The sequence below is a fragment of the Niastella caeni genome, assembly GCF_004834005.1.
Lineage (GTDB): Bacteria > Bacteroidota > Bacteroidia > Chitinophagales > Chitinophagaceae > Niastella > Niastella caeni.
Genome location: NZ_STFF01000005.1, coordinates 378,206 through 393,514 on the forward strand (window position 1 = coordinate 378,206; position 15,309 = coordinate 393,514).

A 15,309-nucleotide genomic window follows, 5' to 3' on the forward strand; every position below is an offset into this window, starting at 1 on the left:
AAATGCCTACTTTTGCGTATACGTTCTGAAATAGCCGCATTCTTTGATCGCTTCTTTATAGAACTGGGTATTTGAATATTGTTGTAATGACTTAAAGCCGTTCCAGGGTAAGAAGTCAACGGATTGGCGGTCACCATATTCGTATTTGCTGTTGTTAAACATGGTTTTGTTGTACCATTCATTACGCTCACATTTGGCCAGCATGAAATGGCACTTTGCTTTTTGCTCATCGGTTTTGGCGGTAGTAAGCGCCAGTGTATAATACTTTATAGCCTGTTTCATATCTGTAAGCGGCCGCCGGAACGCACTGTCAATTGTATAAGGTGAGTAGTGATATTCACCCAGTACCCTGCATTCATAAAAAGCGCGGGCATTGCCATAATGCGTAATGTTGTAATGCGCATTGGCTACCAGCATCGCATTATTATATACATCGTTTCCTGCTTTGATCTTATCTTCCATGTCTTTCATTTTTTTGAGGAGGGAGAGCCGGGTGTATTTTATTTTCTGTACTGCATCATGATCGCAATCATGGCAGTCCTGTATGCGCCCATTAAAAGGATTGCCGGGAAGTTGGCGGCCGTCGAACAAACTTTCTAATTTTATGATAGCTTCACCTATTTTATCCTGCAATGCCAGATCAATGGCCTGGTATTCTACCAACTCATTAAGCGTTAGGGTATACATTTTGGCGCATAGTGATTCGTAAGGCGTTTTATTGGTTTTATTTAGAAAGCTTTTCATCGCTTCTACGTTGTTGTTATCAACATAAAACGCCGGGTAATTGCTGAAGCAAACCGCTTTAATAAATTCTTTTTGTTTAATATACCGGTCGGCCATAGTACGTCTTATCCATCCAAAAGCAGTACCTGACCTGAGTGGTGCCTCTGGTTGGATACTTTTTAACCATTCCAATTCCGGCAATATAGTTTTTTCCAGCTTGCTATCTGCCTTCGTAGTGCTGGCAATTGTATTGATGATTTTCAATAATCGTAATTGTTGTTGCGGCAGTTCTTCCCCGGGCAGTTTTTTTCCGGCCAATGCATACCAGGTAGCCGCCTCTTTACTGTTCCCATTCAGCATATGCAGATAGCCGGCGGCCATTTGCCACATATAGGGCTTGTTGGTATTGCCAGCCTGGGCAATTCGGCTAACCAGTGATGAAAGCTCTTTGGTGGTGCTGTCGCTTTGAATTTGAAAACGATTGGTCCTTATTCCATCATCCCAGGTGCTGTATCGCTGCTCCTGTATATTGATGGTGCGTGATAAAAGCAGGTTCAATTTTTCGCTGCGTGGGTTTAAGGAATAGATCTCACGGATGGCGCGTTTTTCATCTGAATAAAAAATGCCGAGCATTTGCCAGAGCGTAGCTTTTTCATCGTTGTTCACACACATCGCCAGGGTGGCCTTCCAATCTTTTTCTTCCTGCGGATGGAAACTGAAATGGGCAACCGTCTTCAGCAAATCACAGCCATCGTACACTTTGCTGTAATAATAGTTGGCTTTGCTGTAATTCTTTAATTTATAATAAGCACCCGCTGCATAGGCCATGGCCCGGTAGTATAGTTCGTTTTTCGGGAATACTTTTTCATTGTTCTCAAAAAGGTCTATGGCCTGCTGGTGTGGTTCTGTAAAGAAATAAGAACGTACGAGTTGAAACCAATACCGTTCTTTTAAAAAATCATCTTTTGTTTTAGTAAATTCCTGTAGCAACTCATTGTTTAATGGAATTGCATTAACAGTATCGGTGTTGTTTTTCTTTGTTTCGTATTCCCATGAATATTTCGGGTAGCTAAGGGCAAATGCTTCACATTTTTTAGCTAAGGATAAATAGGAAATAAAGGATGCCAGTTTTTTATTTGATCTTTTAAATAGCTGAAAAGATTGCATGGTCGATGGCAGGGCTTTCGCTTTGCCCGAGAGGTAGAGCGATGCGCTGTCGATAGCCGCGGAAGATGCGCTTAACTGCAGATGCGATACCTCTCCATCGGCAATTGGAATTCCCAGGTATGTACACCAATCGTTGATATTTGAACTATTAAAACGGGAATCATGTTCGGTATCGTGCCCTTTGCCGTAATAAAACAACCATTCAGAATAAAAGAATGGCCGGTAGGTGCTGTCTACAAATGCTTCCGGGGTGAAGCTGGAATTGTATTCAGGCTCCCAATCACCGCCACAGGCCAGTATAATGCCGGTGCCGAGCGTAAATGAACTAATTCCAGTTATTATGTATTTTTTCGAAAATATCTTTTTCATATTGAATGAGATTAGTGCTATCAAGGTCGTAAAAGATCAACTTGTCGATGCGACCATTTGAATGCTCATTGATTTGGTTGGTTATATCAAGCAGGTCTTCAGCCGGTATGTGCTCCTGTTTAATTTCATCTTTTTCTTTAAAATAAAAACCCCATTTAAAGCAGGCGTGCTTTGCCTGGTACCGGTCATTACTGATTCTAATGAAATTAGAATCATTTTCAAACTGCGTGAAATTAATTTTATTTAACAGTTCAACCACCTTGCCATTTCGTAGTTTAAGTGCCCAGGAAAACACCGGTAGGGCCGCATGCAGTTTTAAAGGGTATGATTTTATATAGGAGTTATACCGGTTGGCAACCGACCTTTCGTAAATGGAGTTGTTATTATCGCCATTGATGGCGCCCATGTTATAATACATTAGAACGCCATAATCAACAGGCGGAACACCGGTCCTTTCCTTATATTTTACCTGGTGCAACCTGATGGTAGCAGAAACCGTTTCTCCTGCCATTTCCCGGTACTGTTGAATAAACTGAAAGAAAATATCGCGGGTACGTTCGGTCCAGTCGCAATCGAATTGTATTTCGTGGGTTTGGAAGCGTTGTTTTTGATTGATCTGTATTATAAGGTAAAACACCTTTCGTACCAGGGCGGTCAGGTCAGTGGCTTTCAGGCGTTCGAATGTTCGGTTCTTTATGAAAACAACCGGTATCACATTGAAATTGTGTATAGATGTGTCCAGTTGTATAGGAGAAACCGGAACCGGTTCATTATCTTCAGGTTTAAAATCTACATCAAAATAGCGTACATACAGGGTTTGTGCTTCATTCTCCCGTAATACGTTTCTTTCATATTCATTCAGCGAGAACTGCGTTTTCCAATAATAGAATGAAATCGGTCTCTTGTGTTGCCTGCAGGCTGCTAGCAACATCAATGAAAGTAAAAATGACCACCAATACTTTTTCATCACCTGTGGAAATTAGGGGAATGCCTTATCGAAGATAAGGAACACCTGCTACGCTTTAACACCAATTAAAAACATGGTGGTTACTGGGTAATCAAGCGGCTCTGGCTGGTCATTCTTCAAGGTGAATAATTCTGCCTTGCCTTTCCAGCGGTTGTTTACGATCCACTCATTGGTAAAAGCTTTTGAAGAAGGGTGAATGGTAAAACCAGCCTGCTGCAAATTGGATTTCCATTCTGAAAAATTCCAGAAACAAAAGGTTTCATGCATTTCGCTTTGCCAGTTGTCGGTATAATCTTTCCGGCTAAGGAATTCCATTGCGTTCTGTAAGCTGGTAATAATGTAGCGTTTATTATTGATGGTTGTTGTTGAATAATTCAACACATACCCTTCTTTATGCCTGAAGTCTTTTGCAAAACGCAGGAACCGGGCGTAGGTTGATAAACCAGTGAGGTAGTGAGAAAATTCCTGTTTATCGTTGTATGTTTTATAAGGATCTTCATTATCGCCATCTGAATCGTTAAGCCATAAATAAATTATTTGGTCTTTATTGTCGGGACCTACTACATCGCGATTGATCCAGACACCGCCGGGCGCCAGTTCCGCATACCGGTTTTGAATAAATTGCACCAGGTCGGCACGGCTCCCATACGATTCAATTTCATGGGTAAGAGAAGACGTATGGATCGTGTTCATAGAATTTGGCTCATACGCCAAACCGGTAACTGCATTTTTCTGCGCGAAGAAAACAAACGGGTTCATAAATTCCCCGTTTTCTTTTCTTTGCTGGCACAGTACGTATAGATAACGGGAAACCTCTATTCCATAAAAGTCAGATTCGCGTAAGCGTTCATCCTGGCAGGCTAATTTGATCCACGATCCTACGGCGCAGCCAATATCACCAATGCGGCCGGGTTGTATAAATTGAGCCGTATCGTGGTATTTCATTTCCGCAATCTCATCCATTTGCCGAACGTATACATTGTAATCGCGGGTTTCGGTCAGGTCGCCGTCGCTGCTGATCATTGCATCCCTGAACAGCATTTGCACTTTTTCGCCCCGTTTGTATTTGAGCCAGACATTGTAGGCGGAAGCATGCATGTGTTGTTGAACAAATGCATCGGTTTGCCATGGGCTGGTGCGGGCAATATGTTCTACGATATCCCAGGGCATGGGCGTGTGATGTTTCCAGGTAGTTATTTCCTGCAATTCGGCAGGAAGAATAGTAAAACCAAGCTGGTGATACATGTTCAACACCGGGGTAGAGCAGATCACGATCGTATTGTTGGGCGTGCAATGGAATTGACCTTCACTGTCGTGCTGAATACGCTTGAGTGTATATTCAGCAAAATTGGGCACTTGTCCTACATCGTCAATACCATACATATAAGTTGGAACGGAAAGCGCATTGCCAAAGGCCTCAATAGCTATAGCGCGCAGGTAAAAAGGAAGCGGGTTACGGCGGGTATTGGAATGGTTGGCCGAGGTAACGGCGAATAGTACTGCTTCAATTTTTTGGGTAATGCCAGTGGTGTTGCCAAAAACATCTTTCTCATTTTCCAACCCATTTTGTAAGAGTTGTTGAATATACTTAAACTGGAATTGGGTGAGCAATTGGTGGCGGCCGGGAATCAACAAATACATGGAACAGATTTGCGCTAAAGATACAGTTTGGCCTCATTGGTTGGTACTACAGCCGAAAGTTTTATATTGCATCCCATGTCAGTATCCGGTACAGAAATCAAAATAGCAGTCGATGCCATTGTATTTGGGTATTCCAAGAACGAAGGCGTATCGGTTTTGCTTATTCAAAGGAAATATCCTCCTTTTAAAAATGCCTGGGCAATACCGGGTGGTTTTGTATTGCCTGAGGAGTCGCTTGAAGAAGCGGTTCGCCGGGAATTAATGGAGGAAACTGGCATTGAGGTAAATTACCTGGAACAATTATATACGTTTGGTGACCCCCAGCGGGACCCGCGTAAGCGGGTAATATCAGTGGCCTACTTTGCGTTGGTTAAAAGCGCCCAGTTTCAACAATTGAAAGCAAGTACCGATGCCGAAAATGCACAATGGTTCAATATAAAATCGCTGCCAGCGCTGGCATTTGATCATAAGAAAATATTGAACCTGGCCATTGAAAGAGTACGTACGAAGATCCGTTATCAACCTATCGGTTTTGAATTGCTAGATCGTAAGTTTCCGTTTGCCGATCTTGAAAAACTCTATATTACTCTGCTCGACCGCGATATAGACCGGCGTAACTTCTCCAAAAAAGTGCTGGCCCTGGGTATACTCGACGAAACGAATGAATACGCCAAAAGCGAAGGCAAGGGCCGCCCCAGTAAAATGTACCAGTTCAATAAAAAGCGGTACCAGGAATTGGTGAAAGAAGGGATCAATTTTGAGATATAGGATTAGTTACCAGGATGACAAGTTGATAAGTTAACAAGTTGATATGGGGCTGAAGTTGACAAATTCGTTGTTCTAAGTTCTTAGTTTTCAATTCTTCTACTAACTTCTAATTGCTTTTCTGCGCTAAAGAGATATTTTTATACTACTTCCGCTAAGGATGGCTTTTTATTTTGCGTAATATTCACGCAAAATTTGGCGGTTTCAGAATTGCTGTTTAAATTTGCGTATAAATAACGCAAAATGAAAGCAACAGGTGTTATCATAGCAAGATTTCAGACGCCGTACCTGCACGATGGACATAAATATTTACTCGATGAAATTCGTTCCAAACACAATAAAGTGGTGGTGGTACTGGGTGTGTCGCCGGTAAAGGGTAGCCGCCGTAATCCTTTTGATTTTTATACCCGGGAAAAATTATTGAAACAATATGCACCCGAGTTAATGGTATTGCCGTTAAGCGATCATCCATCAGATGAAGCCTGGAGTAAACAGTTGGATACGTTGTTACAAAATACCTTTCCGCAGGAATCGTTTATATTATACGGTAGTCGCGATTGTTTTATTGCCTATTACAGCGGGCATTTACAAGTAGTTGCTTTGCCAGAGTTGGGCGAACATTCCGCTACCGCTATTCGCAATGAGAATGGTGATAAAGTACTGGACACAACAGATTTCAGAATGGGGATCAATTATGCTTATCAAAACACATACTCAAAAGTATATCCAACCGTTGATATTGCCGTGTTGAAAGATGGAGATACGCAGGTGTTGCTGGGAAAAAAGCACAATGCACCGCAATGGCGATTTCCTGGCGGGTTTGCTGATCCTACTGATGAAACGTATGAAGCCGCAGCCAGACGCGAATTACAGGAAGAATGTGGTGATATGGAAATAGACAACATGCAGTATGTGGGCTCAGCCAAAATAGATGACTGGCGTTATCGTTCGGAGGATGATAAGATCGTTACCCTTTTCTTTAAGACTCAATGGATATTTGGGCAAGCACAGGCTAGTGACGATTTGAAAGAATTAGGCTGGTTTCCGGTAAAAGAACTCAAAACCATGATGCAGCAGGGGACAATCGTTAAAGAACACCATGTATTGGTAAACCTGTTAATGAAAAATGTAAACGCATAATTTTTACGCACCTTATAGAACCCTTAATAAACAATTTAAATATTACATCAGATGAAAACGCAGGAGAACATAGTATTACTGGCCGATGCTTATAAATATTCTCACCATAAATTATATTATCCCGGTACAACAAAGATCTATTCTTACCTCGAAAGCCGGGGTGGACAATTTGATGAAACTATTTTCTTTGGCTTGCAGTATTTTTTAAAGTATTACCTGGAGGGCAATGTGATCACTAAAGAAAAGATTGATGCAGCTGAAGGCTTTTTACAGGAAGTATTCGGGCGCACAGATGTATTTGACCGCAGTAAGTTCGATTATATTCTGAAAAAATATAATGGCCGTTTGCCCGTACGTATTAAAGCGGTACCGGAAGGAACTGTAGTTCCTGTGAACAATGTGTTGATGACAATAGAGAATACTGATCCGGAATGTTTCTGGTTATCGAACTTTTTAGAAACGCTGTTGATGCAGGTATGGTATCCCTGTACAGTAGCAACGGTTTCACGCGAAGTGAGAAAAATTGTAGAGGAATATTTTGAAGAAACGGCTGCTGACGCTTCAAAGCCAGCCATTGATTTTGTACTGAATGATTTTGGTTTCCGGGGAGTAAGCTCTGTAGAAAGTGCCGGTTTAGGCGGCGCTGCGCACCTGATCAGCTTTATGGGGAGTGATACCCTGATGGGAAGTGTGGTGGCCAAACGGTATTACGATGCGCAAAAAGTATATGGATTATCGGTTCCGGCAACAGAGCACTCGGTTTGTACCTTACTTGGTGAAGAAGGCGAACTGGAAGTATTCAAACATATCTTAAAAACTTTTCCAACGGGGATCGTTGCCTGTGTATCAGACTCATTCGACATCTTCAGAGCTTGTAGCGAGTATTGGGGAACAGAATTAAAAGACCTGGTGTTAAGCAGAGATGGTGTGTTGGTGATTCGTCCGGATAGCGGCGACCCGGTATTTACCCTGCTGAAAGTATTTGATATCTTATTAAATAAGTTCGGCTACACCATCAATGAAAAAGGATACAAAGTGTTACCGTCACAGGTACGGGTATTACAGGGCGATGGAATTAATGTACAGTCTATACGTAGTATTTATGGCGCATTGAAAGTAAACGGGATCAGTGCCGAAAACCTGGTATTGGGTATGGGTGGTGCGTTATTGCAAAAGCTAGACAGGGATACGCAAAAATTTGCATTTAAATGTTCTTATGCAGAAGTAAATGGTAAGCCCGTAGACGTGCAGAAACACCCGGTAGAAGTAGATGCGCATGGTAAACTGGTACAATCGTTCAAAAAATCAAAGGCCGGTCAGTTGAAATTAATTCGCACCGATGCCGGATATCAAACGGTAAGAAAAGAAACGTTGCCCGGATATGAAGATCAGATGATAACTGTTTTTGAAAATGGAGCAATCATCAATACCGTAAGTTTTGAAGAGATCAAAGAGCGGGCGGTAGTGGTGAGAGAAGTGGAAATTTGTTAGAAGAAAGTATAAGGTCAATTTTTAAAAAAAGAACGTATGAAAACAAACCTTGTTCACGGTGCATTATTTGGTGTAGTTATTGGTGATGCATTGGGGGTGCCTGCTGAGTTTAAAAGCCGTGGCGTGTTACAACTGGTTGAAGCCATTCCCGAAAAATGGCGGAATGAGATCAAAAAAAGTAAGTATATAAATGGCCTTTGCGATCGGCTGTCGGTAGCAATGGGTTTGTAAGTGCAAGAATTATTTATGGAAAAACAACTAAAACATATAAGTAAATTATTGAGCCTGGTATTGCGGCATGAGCCGGAGCATATTGGACTCATGCTGGATAGCGAAGGATGGGCCAGTGTGCCGGAGTTGATTGAAAAAGTCAATCAAAAAGGTATTCATCTTGATTTTGCTACCCTACAAATAATTGTAGATACTAATGATAAAAAGCGGTTTGCTTTTGATGAGGATAAAACACATATCCGCGCCAATCAAGGTCATTCTATTGACATTGAACTGAATTTAAAATCTCTAACACCACCAGCTTTGCTGTTTCATGGAACAGCCGTTAAAAATATAGCGGCTATTCGTGAAAGCGGACTGCGCAAAATGAAACGTCATCATGTGCATTTAACCGCTCTTGAAGAAACCGCCATAAAAGTAGGTCAGCGTCATGGTAAACCGGTTGTCCTTATTATTCAGGCATTGGTTATGCATGAACAAAATCATGCATTCTACTTATCAGAAAACGGCGTATGGCTTGCCGATCATGTGCCGCCTGCATTTATAATTTTCAAAGAATAGCATTCACTATTTAATAAGATGATAAGGCAAACATTTTCGACAACAGCTCGTAACTGTGAAACCGGTCTTCCTTGCTTTCTGCAAAAGTAGAAATGATGATTTCCGGTACATCCAGTTCTGCAGCCAATGCTATCAACTTTTCATTTACCACATCAAACGATCCTATGATGGTGCGTTGTCTGTTAAACAAAACACGCTGCCATTCATTATCAGTATAATTATATTTTTTCGCTACTTCATAGGTAGGTATTTCATCAAACCTGCCCTTTTCAAAGCTAAGTAACCGGTAATCCATAACAGCCTGTACCTGTTCTGCCTTTTGTTCATCCTCTGAGCAGAATGCAAAAATACCCACGCTTGCTTTGGGTGTTTTCAATTGAGCAGAAGGTTTAAATCGTTGCTTGTAAATGGCAACCGCTTCTTTACCACCAACAGGATTAATGAACTGCGCATAACTCAACGCCATGCCGCTATGGGCAGCAAGGTAGGCGCTTTCGCCACTGCTGGTAAGCATCCACAATTCCGGCACAGTATCAATCTGCGGTATAGCCCGTACTTTTCCCTGAATGTTATTATAGTTTGGATTGTCAGTTAAAAAGTCCTGCAGATCGCTGATCTGTTGAATGTATTCCTGCGGATCGAATGTGTTGGAAGGGTTTAATAATTGGGCTGTCAATCGGTCGCCACCGGGTGCACGACCCAGGCCCAGATCAATACGTTGCGGATACAAGGCCTCCAATAATTTGAAGTTCTCCGCTACTTTTAATGCACTGTGATTGGGCAGCATAATACCACCTGATCCCAGACGGATACGTTTGCTTTCGGCTGCCAGCCGGGCTATCAATACCTCAGGCGCCGCCCCGGCCAGGGTAATGGTATTATGGTGTTCGCTGAGCCAATAGCGGGTAAATCCCCATTGATCTGCCAGGCGTACTAATTCTATAGATTCCTGTAAAGCTGCTGATGCATTGCTTCCCCGGCGAATAGGTGTTTGATCAAGGATACTTAATTGTAAAGACATGCCTATAGTAACAGGGGAAGAAGGAAAAGGTTTAATGGCTAAGAGACCTTCTGCATCAAACGGATAATAGTAAATAGAGGTTGTCAAATAAATGACAACCCCTTCCGCTATTGGCAATACTGTGATCAGGTATTATATTTAATCCGCCATTTGTTATAATAAAGCCGGAAGCAGGGAAACAGTACATGCAATAAACAATGCGTATTGCCAGACTGTTTTATCTATCTAATCACAGCGAAATTATATATGAAAATTAAAGCAATTATAACAGGCGCTTCCGGAATGGTTGGTGAAGGTGTATTGCATGAATGCCTGTTGCACCCCGATGTAGAAGAAGTGTTGGTTATTGGCAGAAGAACGGCCGGTATAACTCATCGCAAACTAAAAGAGATCCTGCATAGTAATTTTTATGATCTGTCGGCTGTTAAAGAACAACTGAAAGGTTATAATGCCTGTTACTTTTGTTTGGGCGTATCGTCTGTAGGTATGAAGGAAAAGGAGTATCACCATGTAACCTACGACCTTACCATGCATATGGCTACCCTGCTGGCCGAGCAAAACCCCGAAATGACTTTTTGCTATGTTTCCGGCGCCGGTACCGATAGCACCGAACATGGTAAAATGATGTGGGCCCGCGTAAAAGGACAAACAGAAAACGACCTGATGCGACTGCCTTTTAAAGCCGCCTATATGTTCCGGCCAGGTTTTATGAAACCTACAAAAGGATTGAAACATACATTGAAAGGGTATGCCTTCTTTTCCTGGTTGTATCCTGTATTAAAACCGTTGTTCCCGAATTTTGTATCTACGCTCAAAGAACTTGGATTGGCCATGATCAATGTCACCATTCGTGATTACGACAAGCCGATCCTCGAAGTAAAGGATATTGTTAAACTGGCCAATGAGTCATAACACTTCAAACCCTTCAGTAATAAAAAATCCCGCCTGGACGGGATTAAAAAAACATTGCTGCTTTTTTACTTTGTTGGTTAGCGCTGTCTAAACGGTGTAGGGTAAAATCATCTCATGCGTACTGTATAATCGGGTTTAACTTTTTATTGAATGATCAACATTTTCCTGGAATGTTTAACGCCTTTGATATACACGTTCAGGAAATAAACGCCATTTGACAGTATAGGCAGTTTCATGGCAATATTATTCCCGTTAAAATCTGGTTGAACCGGTATCCTGATCCCCACATTGCTTAATAATTCAACCCGGATATTTTGTGGTAATGCATTTTCCCGGAATGTTATATTAATAGTTTGATTAGCCGGGTTGGGGCTTGCAATAAAACTGCTGTTTGTAACATCCGCATCCAGCCTGGCCTTAACAGTTTGTGTATATATGGTGGTGCTATTGGCGCCAACCTGCTGTATACGATAATAAGTCATCGGGTAGAACGGGTTGTTATCCTGCGTAACATATTTTTGAGAGCCGGTATTACCAATGGCAGCAATGGTCTTGATTGCTTCCCAGGTAACGCCGTTGGCCGATCTTTCCACAATATATTTATCGCTGATCGTTTCCTCCTCGGCAGTCCAGCTTATTGTTACCGTGCCGTTCTGTGCCGGTGTTGCAGCAAAGGCGCTTATGTGTACAGGAAGTACAGAACATAACACGCCGCCTGCTACTTCTGAACCAACCGCATAGAAAGCCGAGGGATTGTTTTGGTTGTTATAAGAAGTCGCTATCCAGTTGGCATTTCGTGTGGTGCTTGAAATTCTGAACTCATCAAAATTTCCGTAAAGTCCGTTATCTGCTGCGTACTGCGACCTGCCAAAATAGTTCCTGTCGTTGGTTCCAAGGCTGCTTGGGTCAAGGGTTATGCCACCAGTATTGGTGGCATTGGCAGCCCCATCATAATATAATACGCCTGTGTTGGCCGTGGCGTCGATAGTAAGAGCAAAATGGTGCCAGGCGCCCGTTCCTGTAGAGGTGCCTGATGATACCTGTTGTTCAGCCCCATTGCCGGCTGTAGTAATTGCAAAACGTTTTATGCCGTTACCACCGATACTGGGACAGAGGAACATGTTGAAATTGGTATTTCTACCAAAATCAAAAATTCGTTCCCAGCTGGTAGCAACATCATCCAGGTACACCCATCCTTCAAATGTAAAATTGGTTACAGTGTTGAAGATATTGTCTGGTAACCGTAAGTGCCTGGTAGCTCCTCCTGAAACAAATGGATTATTGTTTAGCCGGCGCCCTTCACCGATCTTGCTGGCAGTTAAATTAGCTGTACTATTATCAGTAAGGTTCCTGGTGTTTGATGTGGCATCGGTAACACTGCTATTAAAATGATATACGCCCATATAATCGGCATCCCATACTGTGGTAGAAGAGGGGTCAGCGCCTACGCCTGTCTTTCCATAGAACATATAAATAATGGTGTTGCTTCCATTTATAAGTGTTGGAAGCCTTACCCATGCTACCAATGTTCCACTGGTAGCTACATACCGCTCAATTTGCATCGGTAATATGGTGCTGCAATCGGGGAGGGTAAATATAATATCATACCCGTTGGCGTTTTGAATATGTCCGCCATTACCAGTTGTTCTTAAGTCATTATCCGACAAACTGATTAAAACGGGAAAATTGGTTACGGTTCCTGAGATCTGGGAACCTTGTATGGTAATAGTTTTTCCATACGTGTAACCGGATAGTTGGGCATTCAGATGTTTACTAAAAAACATCACTGGTACGAATAGACAGAAGAATCCCTTCTTCAAAGTGCTACTCTTTACTTTGAATTGTTTCATGGGCCTTAACCAATTATTACTTCGGCTTTTTACGGAATCATGTGCATCAGGAAAGCGAAGTACTAAGTATAACCGATTGGATTAAGAAAAAATTGTATAAAACCCACAAAAATGTAATGGTAAACCTTTATTATTTGATAAATGTCAACGATTATATCAATGTATAGACATTGTTTAGCACCTGGTAGGGAATCCTTCTATATTACATTAAGTGTAATTTGCATGTATAAGATATTATAAACATTAATATTTGCAATTGCTTAAATTATATTAGTTAACACTTTCAGTTTTTGGTCATCTTTTGTGAAGGGGTAAATGCCTTATTCGTTTACCACCCACTTTATATACCGCGTTGGCTATGGCGGCGGCTGCAGGCCCCTGGGCCGCTTCTCCGGCTCCCATTGCTTTTTCGTTAGGTTGGTTTAATACGGCTACCTCCACCTCGGGTATCTGGCTGAACCGCATAATAGGGTAAGAAACCCAATCGCGGCTGGAGATGTGTTGCGCATCAAACCGTACCTGTTCCATAATTGTCCAACTGGCTGATTGTATCATGCCGCCTTCTGTTTGGTTTATCAATCCATCGATATTAATAACCTCGCCTGCATCAATAGCAGCCCACATTTTTTGCACTTTTATTGTTCCTTCTTTGGGTTGAACCTGTACCTGTGCGGCAACGGCGCAATAGGCTGCTGAATTTTTGTATCGGGAGAAGGCTATTCCAATGCCCGTATTGGCCGCTTGTTTTACGTCTGCAATTAATTCCTGCACTTTCCGTATAACTGCTTTGGCGCGTTCATCTGTTAAATGCATCAGGCGAAAGGTGAAGGGATCTTTCCCTGCTTTTTCTGCCAGCTCATCCATGAACGACTCAATAGCAAATACGTTGGCATAAGCGCCCAGGCTTCGCAAAGCCGATGTTCGCAACGGACCTTTGAACATATGCCCGTTCACCTGGTAATTGGGAAAGGAATAGTAAGGTTCGGAATTGCGGAAACCGCCGCCACTAAAACCCTGTTTTTCTTTAAGCGGTGTTGAATAATATTGCGCTGCCAGCAGGTTGTTGGCATTCCCGCCCGGACGAGTGCTATGGGTGTCAGACCACAGGTCATACTGCCAGCTATTTATTTTACCTGAACTATCTAACACTGCGGCTACTTCCATGATCATGGCGCTGCCATACGGTTCCCAGGCGTGTTCCTCTTCCCGTGTCCATTGTAGCCGGATATGTTTTCCCGGATATGCCATAGCGAGCAGCGCTACATCTGCTGCTGCGTCATCTGCTCCATTATGACCGTAACAGCCCGATCCCGGTACACCGGTTACGTCGATCTGTTCAATTTTTAATTGCAACAACTTGGCTAAGGATTCGCGCAGGGGGAATATGCCCTGGGAGTGGGACCATACATGCAGGCGACCATTTTCGTATATGCCTACTGCACAGGAAGGCCCTATGGAGGCATGCATGTGATAGGGTTTGAAATATTGCGCTTTTATGAAGGATGAAGTGTCCGTAGGCATACTTCCTTTTTCGTTATCCCGTTTGGTTTGTACCGGTAATGTTTTTAAATAAGTGACCAGGTCAGTACCGGCAGGTAATTGGGTTCCGGCCGACCATTTGCTGTGCTTTTGTAGCCATCGTTGCGCTTTTATAGCCTGGTATTCTTCTTTGGCAATTACACCTATAAAACTTCCATTCACTACTGTTTTTAAGATGCCCGGAATGTTCTTTTGTAAAGCCTTTTCATCTAAATGTAGCAGCTTTGCTTCATAGGCCGGCGGGCGAACAATGCTTGCATACACCATACCGGGGAAACGCAGGTCTTGTATATAGAATTGTTCGCCACGCACCATGCGGTTAATATCGTTGCGCGGAATGGCTTTGCCAACCAGCTTATAATTTTCTTTAGGCTTTAAGGTAACTGGCGCCTGGATCTTATCTGTTATTTGTTTGCCGTTCAACAGTTGGTTAAATGTAATGGAACGATCGCCGGTTATAGTGCTGATCTTTCCTTCTTTCATCGTTAATTGATCAACGGAAACGTTGAGCTGTTGTGCTGCCAGCTCCAGTAATTTATGTCGTGCAGCGGCGGCCGCAAAGCGAACGGCCATGGCGCTTTGTTCAATAGAGCCGCTGCCAACAGTATATCCTTCATCAGGTGTGCGAAGGGTATCGGCCAATACAATTTCAACGTTTTCCATGGTCAGGTCAAGTTCTTCAGCCGCAACTTGTGAAATGGCTGTGCTGATGCCCTGGCCCAGTTCTAGTTTTCCGGTAAAAATGCGCACCTGTCCGTTGGCCAGCACTTCTAACCAGGCATTGATATTGGGATGTCTTTTTATACTTTCCGGCAGCTCCTGCATCATGGGTGAAGGCGCATCTATAAAAGAACCGCTTATGCTGAACCCGATAGCCAAACATCCGGTATTCTTTATAAAATTTCTTCTGTTCATACCTGAAACAATAAATG

The 15,309-nt window shown here is 42.7% G+C and carries 12 protein-coding genes; 6 read left to right on the forward strand and 6 right to left on the reverse strand.

Annotated features, from left to right (window positions below):
* Positions 1–6: 6 nt before the first annotated feature.
* From FAM09_RS19295 to FAM09_RS19305, 3 genes are read right to left on the reverse strand one after another with little or no spacing between them, the layout of a single operon-like run.
* Positions 7–2,259, reverse strand: a complete 2,253-nt coding sequence (locus tag FAM09_RS19295; RefSeq protein WP_136578773.1) for a hypothetical protein — start codon at positions 2,257–2,259, stop codon at positions 7–9.
* Positions 2,216–3,226 carry a hypothetical protein gene (locus FAM09_RS19300; RefSeq protein WP_136578774.1) on the reverse strand — a complete coding sequence of 337 codons (1,011 nt, stop codon included), beginning with the start codon at positions 3,224–3,226 and terminating at the stop codon, positions 2,216–2,218. Before FAM09_RS19300 ends, FAM09_RS19295 begins: the two co-directional genes overlap by 44 nt.
* A 48-nt stretch (positions 3,227–3,274) precedes the next feature.
* Complete coding sequence (locus tag FAM09_RS19305; RefSeq protein WP_136578775.1) at positions 3,275–4,867, reverse strand: class I SAM-dependent methyltransferase; 1,593 nt, start codon at positions 4,865–4,867, stop codon at positions 3,275–3,277.
* A 75-nt stretch (positions 4,868–4,942) separates the two neighbouring features.
* On the opposite strand from FAM09_RS19305, the gene FAM09_RS19310 reads away from it, so the two are divergent.
* The 5 genes from FAM09_RS19310 to FAM09_RS19330 all read left to right on the forward strand — a co-directional run bounded on the left by FAM09_RS19310 (position 4,943) and on the right by FAM09_RS19330 (position 9,055).
* Positions 4,943–5,635, forward strand: a complete 693-nt coding sequence (locus tag FAM09_RS19310) for an NUDIX hydrolase (RefSeq protein WP_136578776.1) — start codon at positions 4,943–4,945, stop codon at positions 5,633–5,635.
* Between the two features lie 240 nt (positions 5,636–5,875).
* Positions 5,876–6,772, forward strand: coding sequence for an NUDIX domain-containing protein (locus FAM09_RS19315; protein ID WP_136578777.1), 897 nt, complete (start codon positions 5,876–5,878; stop codon positions 6,770–6,772).
* A gap of 51 nt (positions 6,773–6,823) precedes the next feature.
* Positions 6,824–8,263 carry a nicotinate phosphoribosyltransferase gene (locus FAM09_RS19320; protein ID WP_136578778.1) on the forward strand — a complete coding sequence of 480 codons (1,440 nt, stop codon included), beginning with the start codon at positions 6,824–6,826 and terminating at the stop codon, positions 8,261–8,263.
* Between the two features lie 36 nt (positions 8,264–8,299).
* Positions 8,300–8,494 (forward strand): ADP-ribosylglycohydrolase family protein, encoded by a 195-nt coding sequence (locus tag FAM09_RS31105; protein WP_208025608.1) that lies wholly within the window; start codon positions 8,300–8,302, stop codon positions 8,492–8,494.
* A 15-nt stretch (positions 8,495–8,509) separates the two neighbouring features.
* A complete protein-coding gene (locus tag FAM09_RS19330; protein ID WP_136578779.1) occupies positions 8,510–9,055 on the forward strand; it encodes an RNA 2'-phosphotransferase in 546 nt (181 codons plus the stop codon).
* Between the two features lie 10 nt (positions 9,056–9,065).
* On the opposite strand, the gene FAM09_RS19335 is transcribed toward FAM09_RS19330, so the two are convergent.
* A complete protein-coding gene (locus FAM09_RS19335) occupies positions 9,066–10,076 on the reverse strand; it encodes an LLM class flavin-dependent oxidoreductase (RefSeq protein WP_136578780.1) in 1,011 nt (336 codons plus the stop codon).
* A 246-nt stretch (positions 10,077–10,322) separates the two neighbouring features.
* On the opposite strand from FAM09_RS19335, the gene FAM09_RS19340 reads away from it, so the two are divergent.
* On the forward strand, positions 10,323–10,988 hold the full coding sequence (locus FAM09_RS19340) for an NAD-dependent epimerase/dehydratase family protein (RefSeq protein ID WP_136578781.1): 666 nt from the start codon (positions 10,323–10,325) through the stop codon (positions 10,986–10,988).
* Positions 10,989–11,131: 143 nt separating this feature from the next.
* Here FAM09_RS19340 and FAM09_RS19345 read toward each other — a convergent pair whose 3' ends face one another.
* Complete coding sequence (locus FAM09_RS19345) at positions 11,132–12,838, reverse strand: DUF2341 domain-containing protein (RefSeq protein ID WP_136578782.1); 1,707 nt, start codon at positions 12,836–12,838, stop codon at positions 11,132–11,134.
* A gap of 294 nt (positions 12,839–13,132) precedes the next feature.
* Positions 13,133–15,292 (reverse strand): molybdopterin cofactor-binding domain-containing protein, encoded by a 2,160-nt coding sequence (locus FAM09_RS19350; RefSeq protein ID WP_136578783.1) that lies wholly within the window; start codon positions 15,290–15,292, stop codon positions 13,133–13,135.
* Positions 15,293–15,309 lie beyond the last annotated feature (17 nt).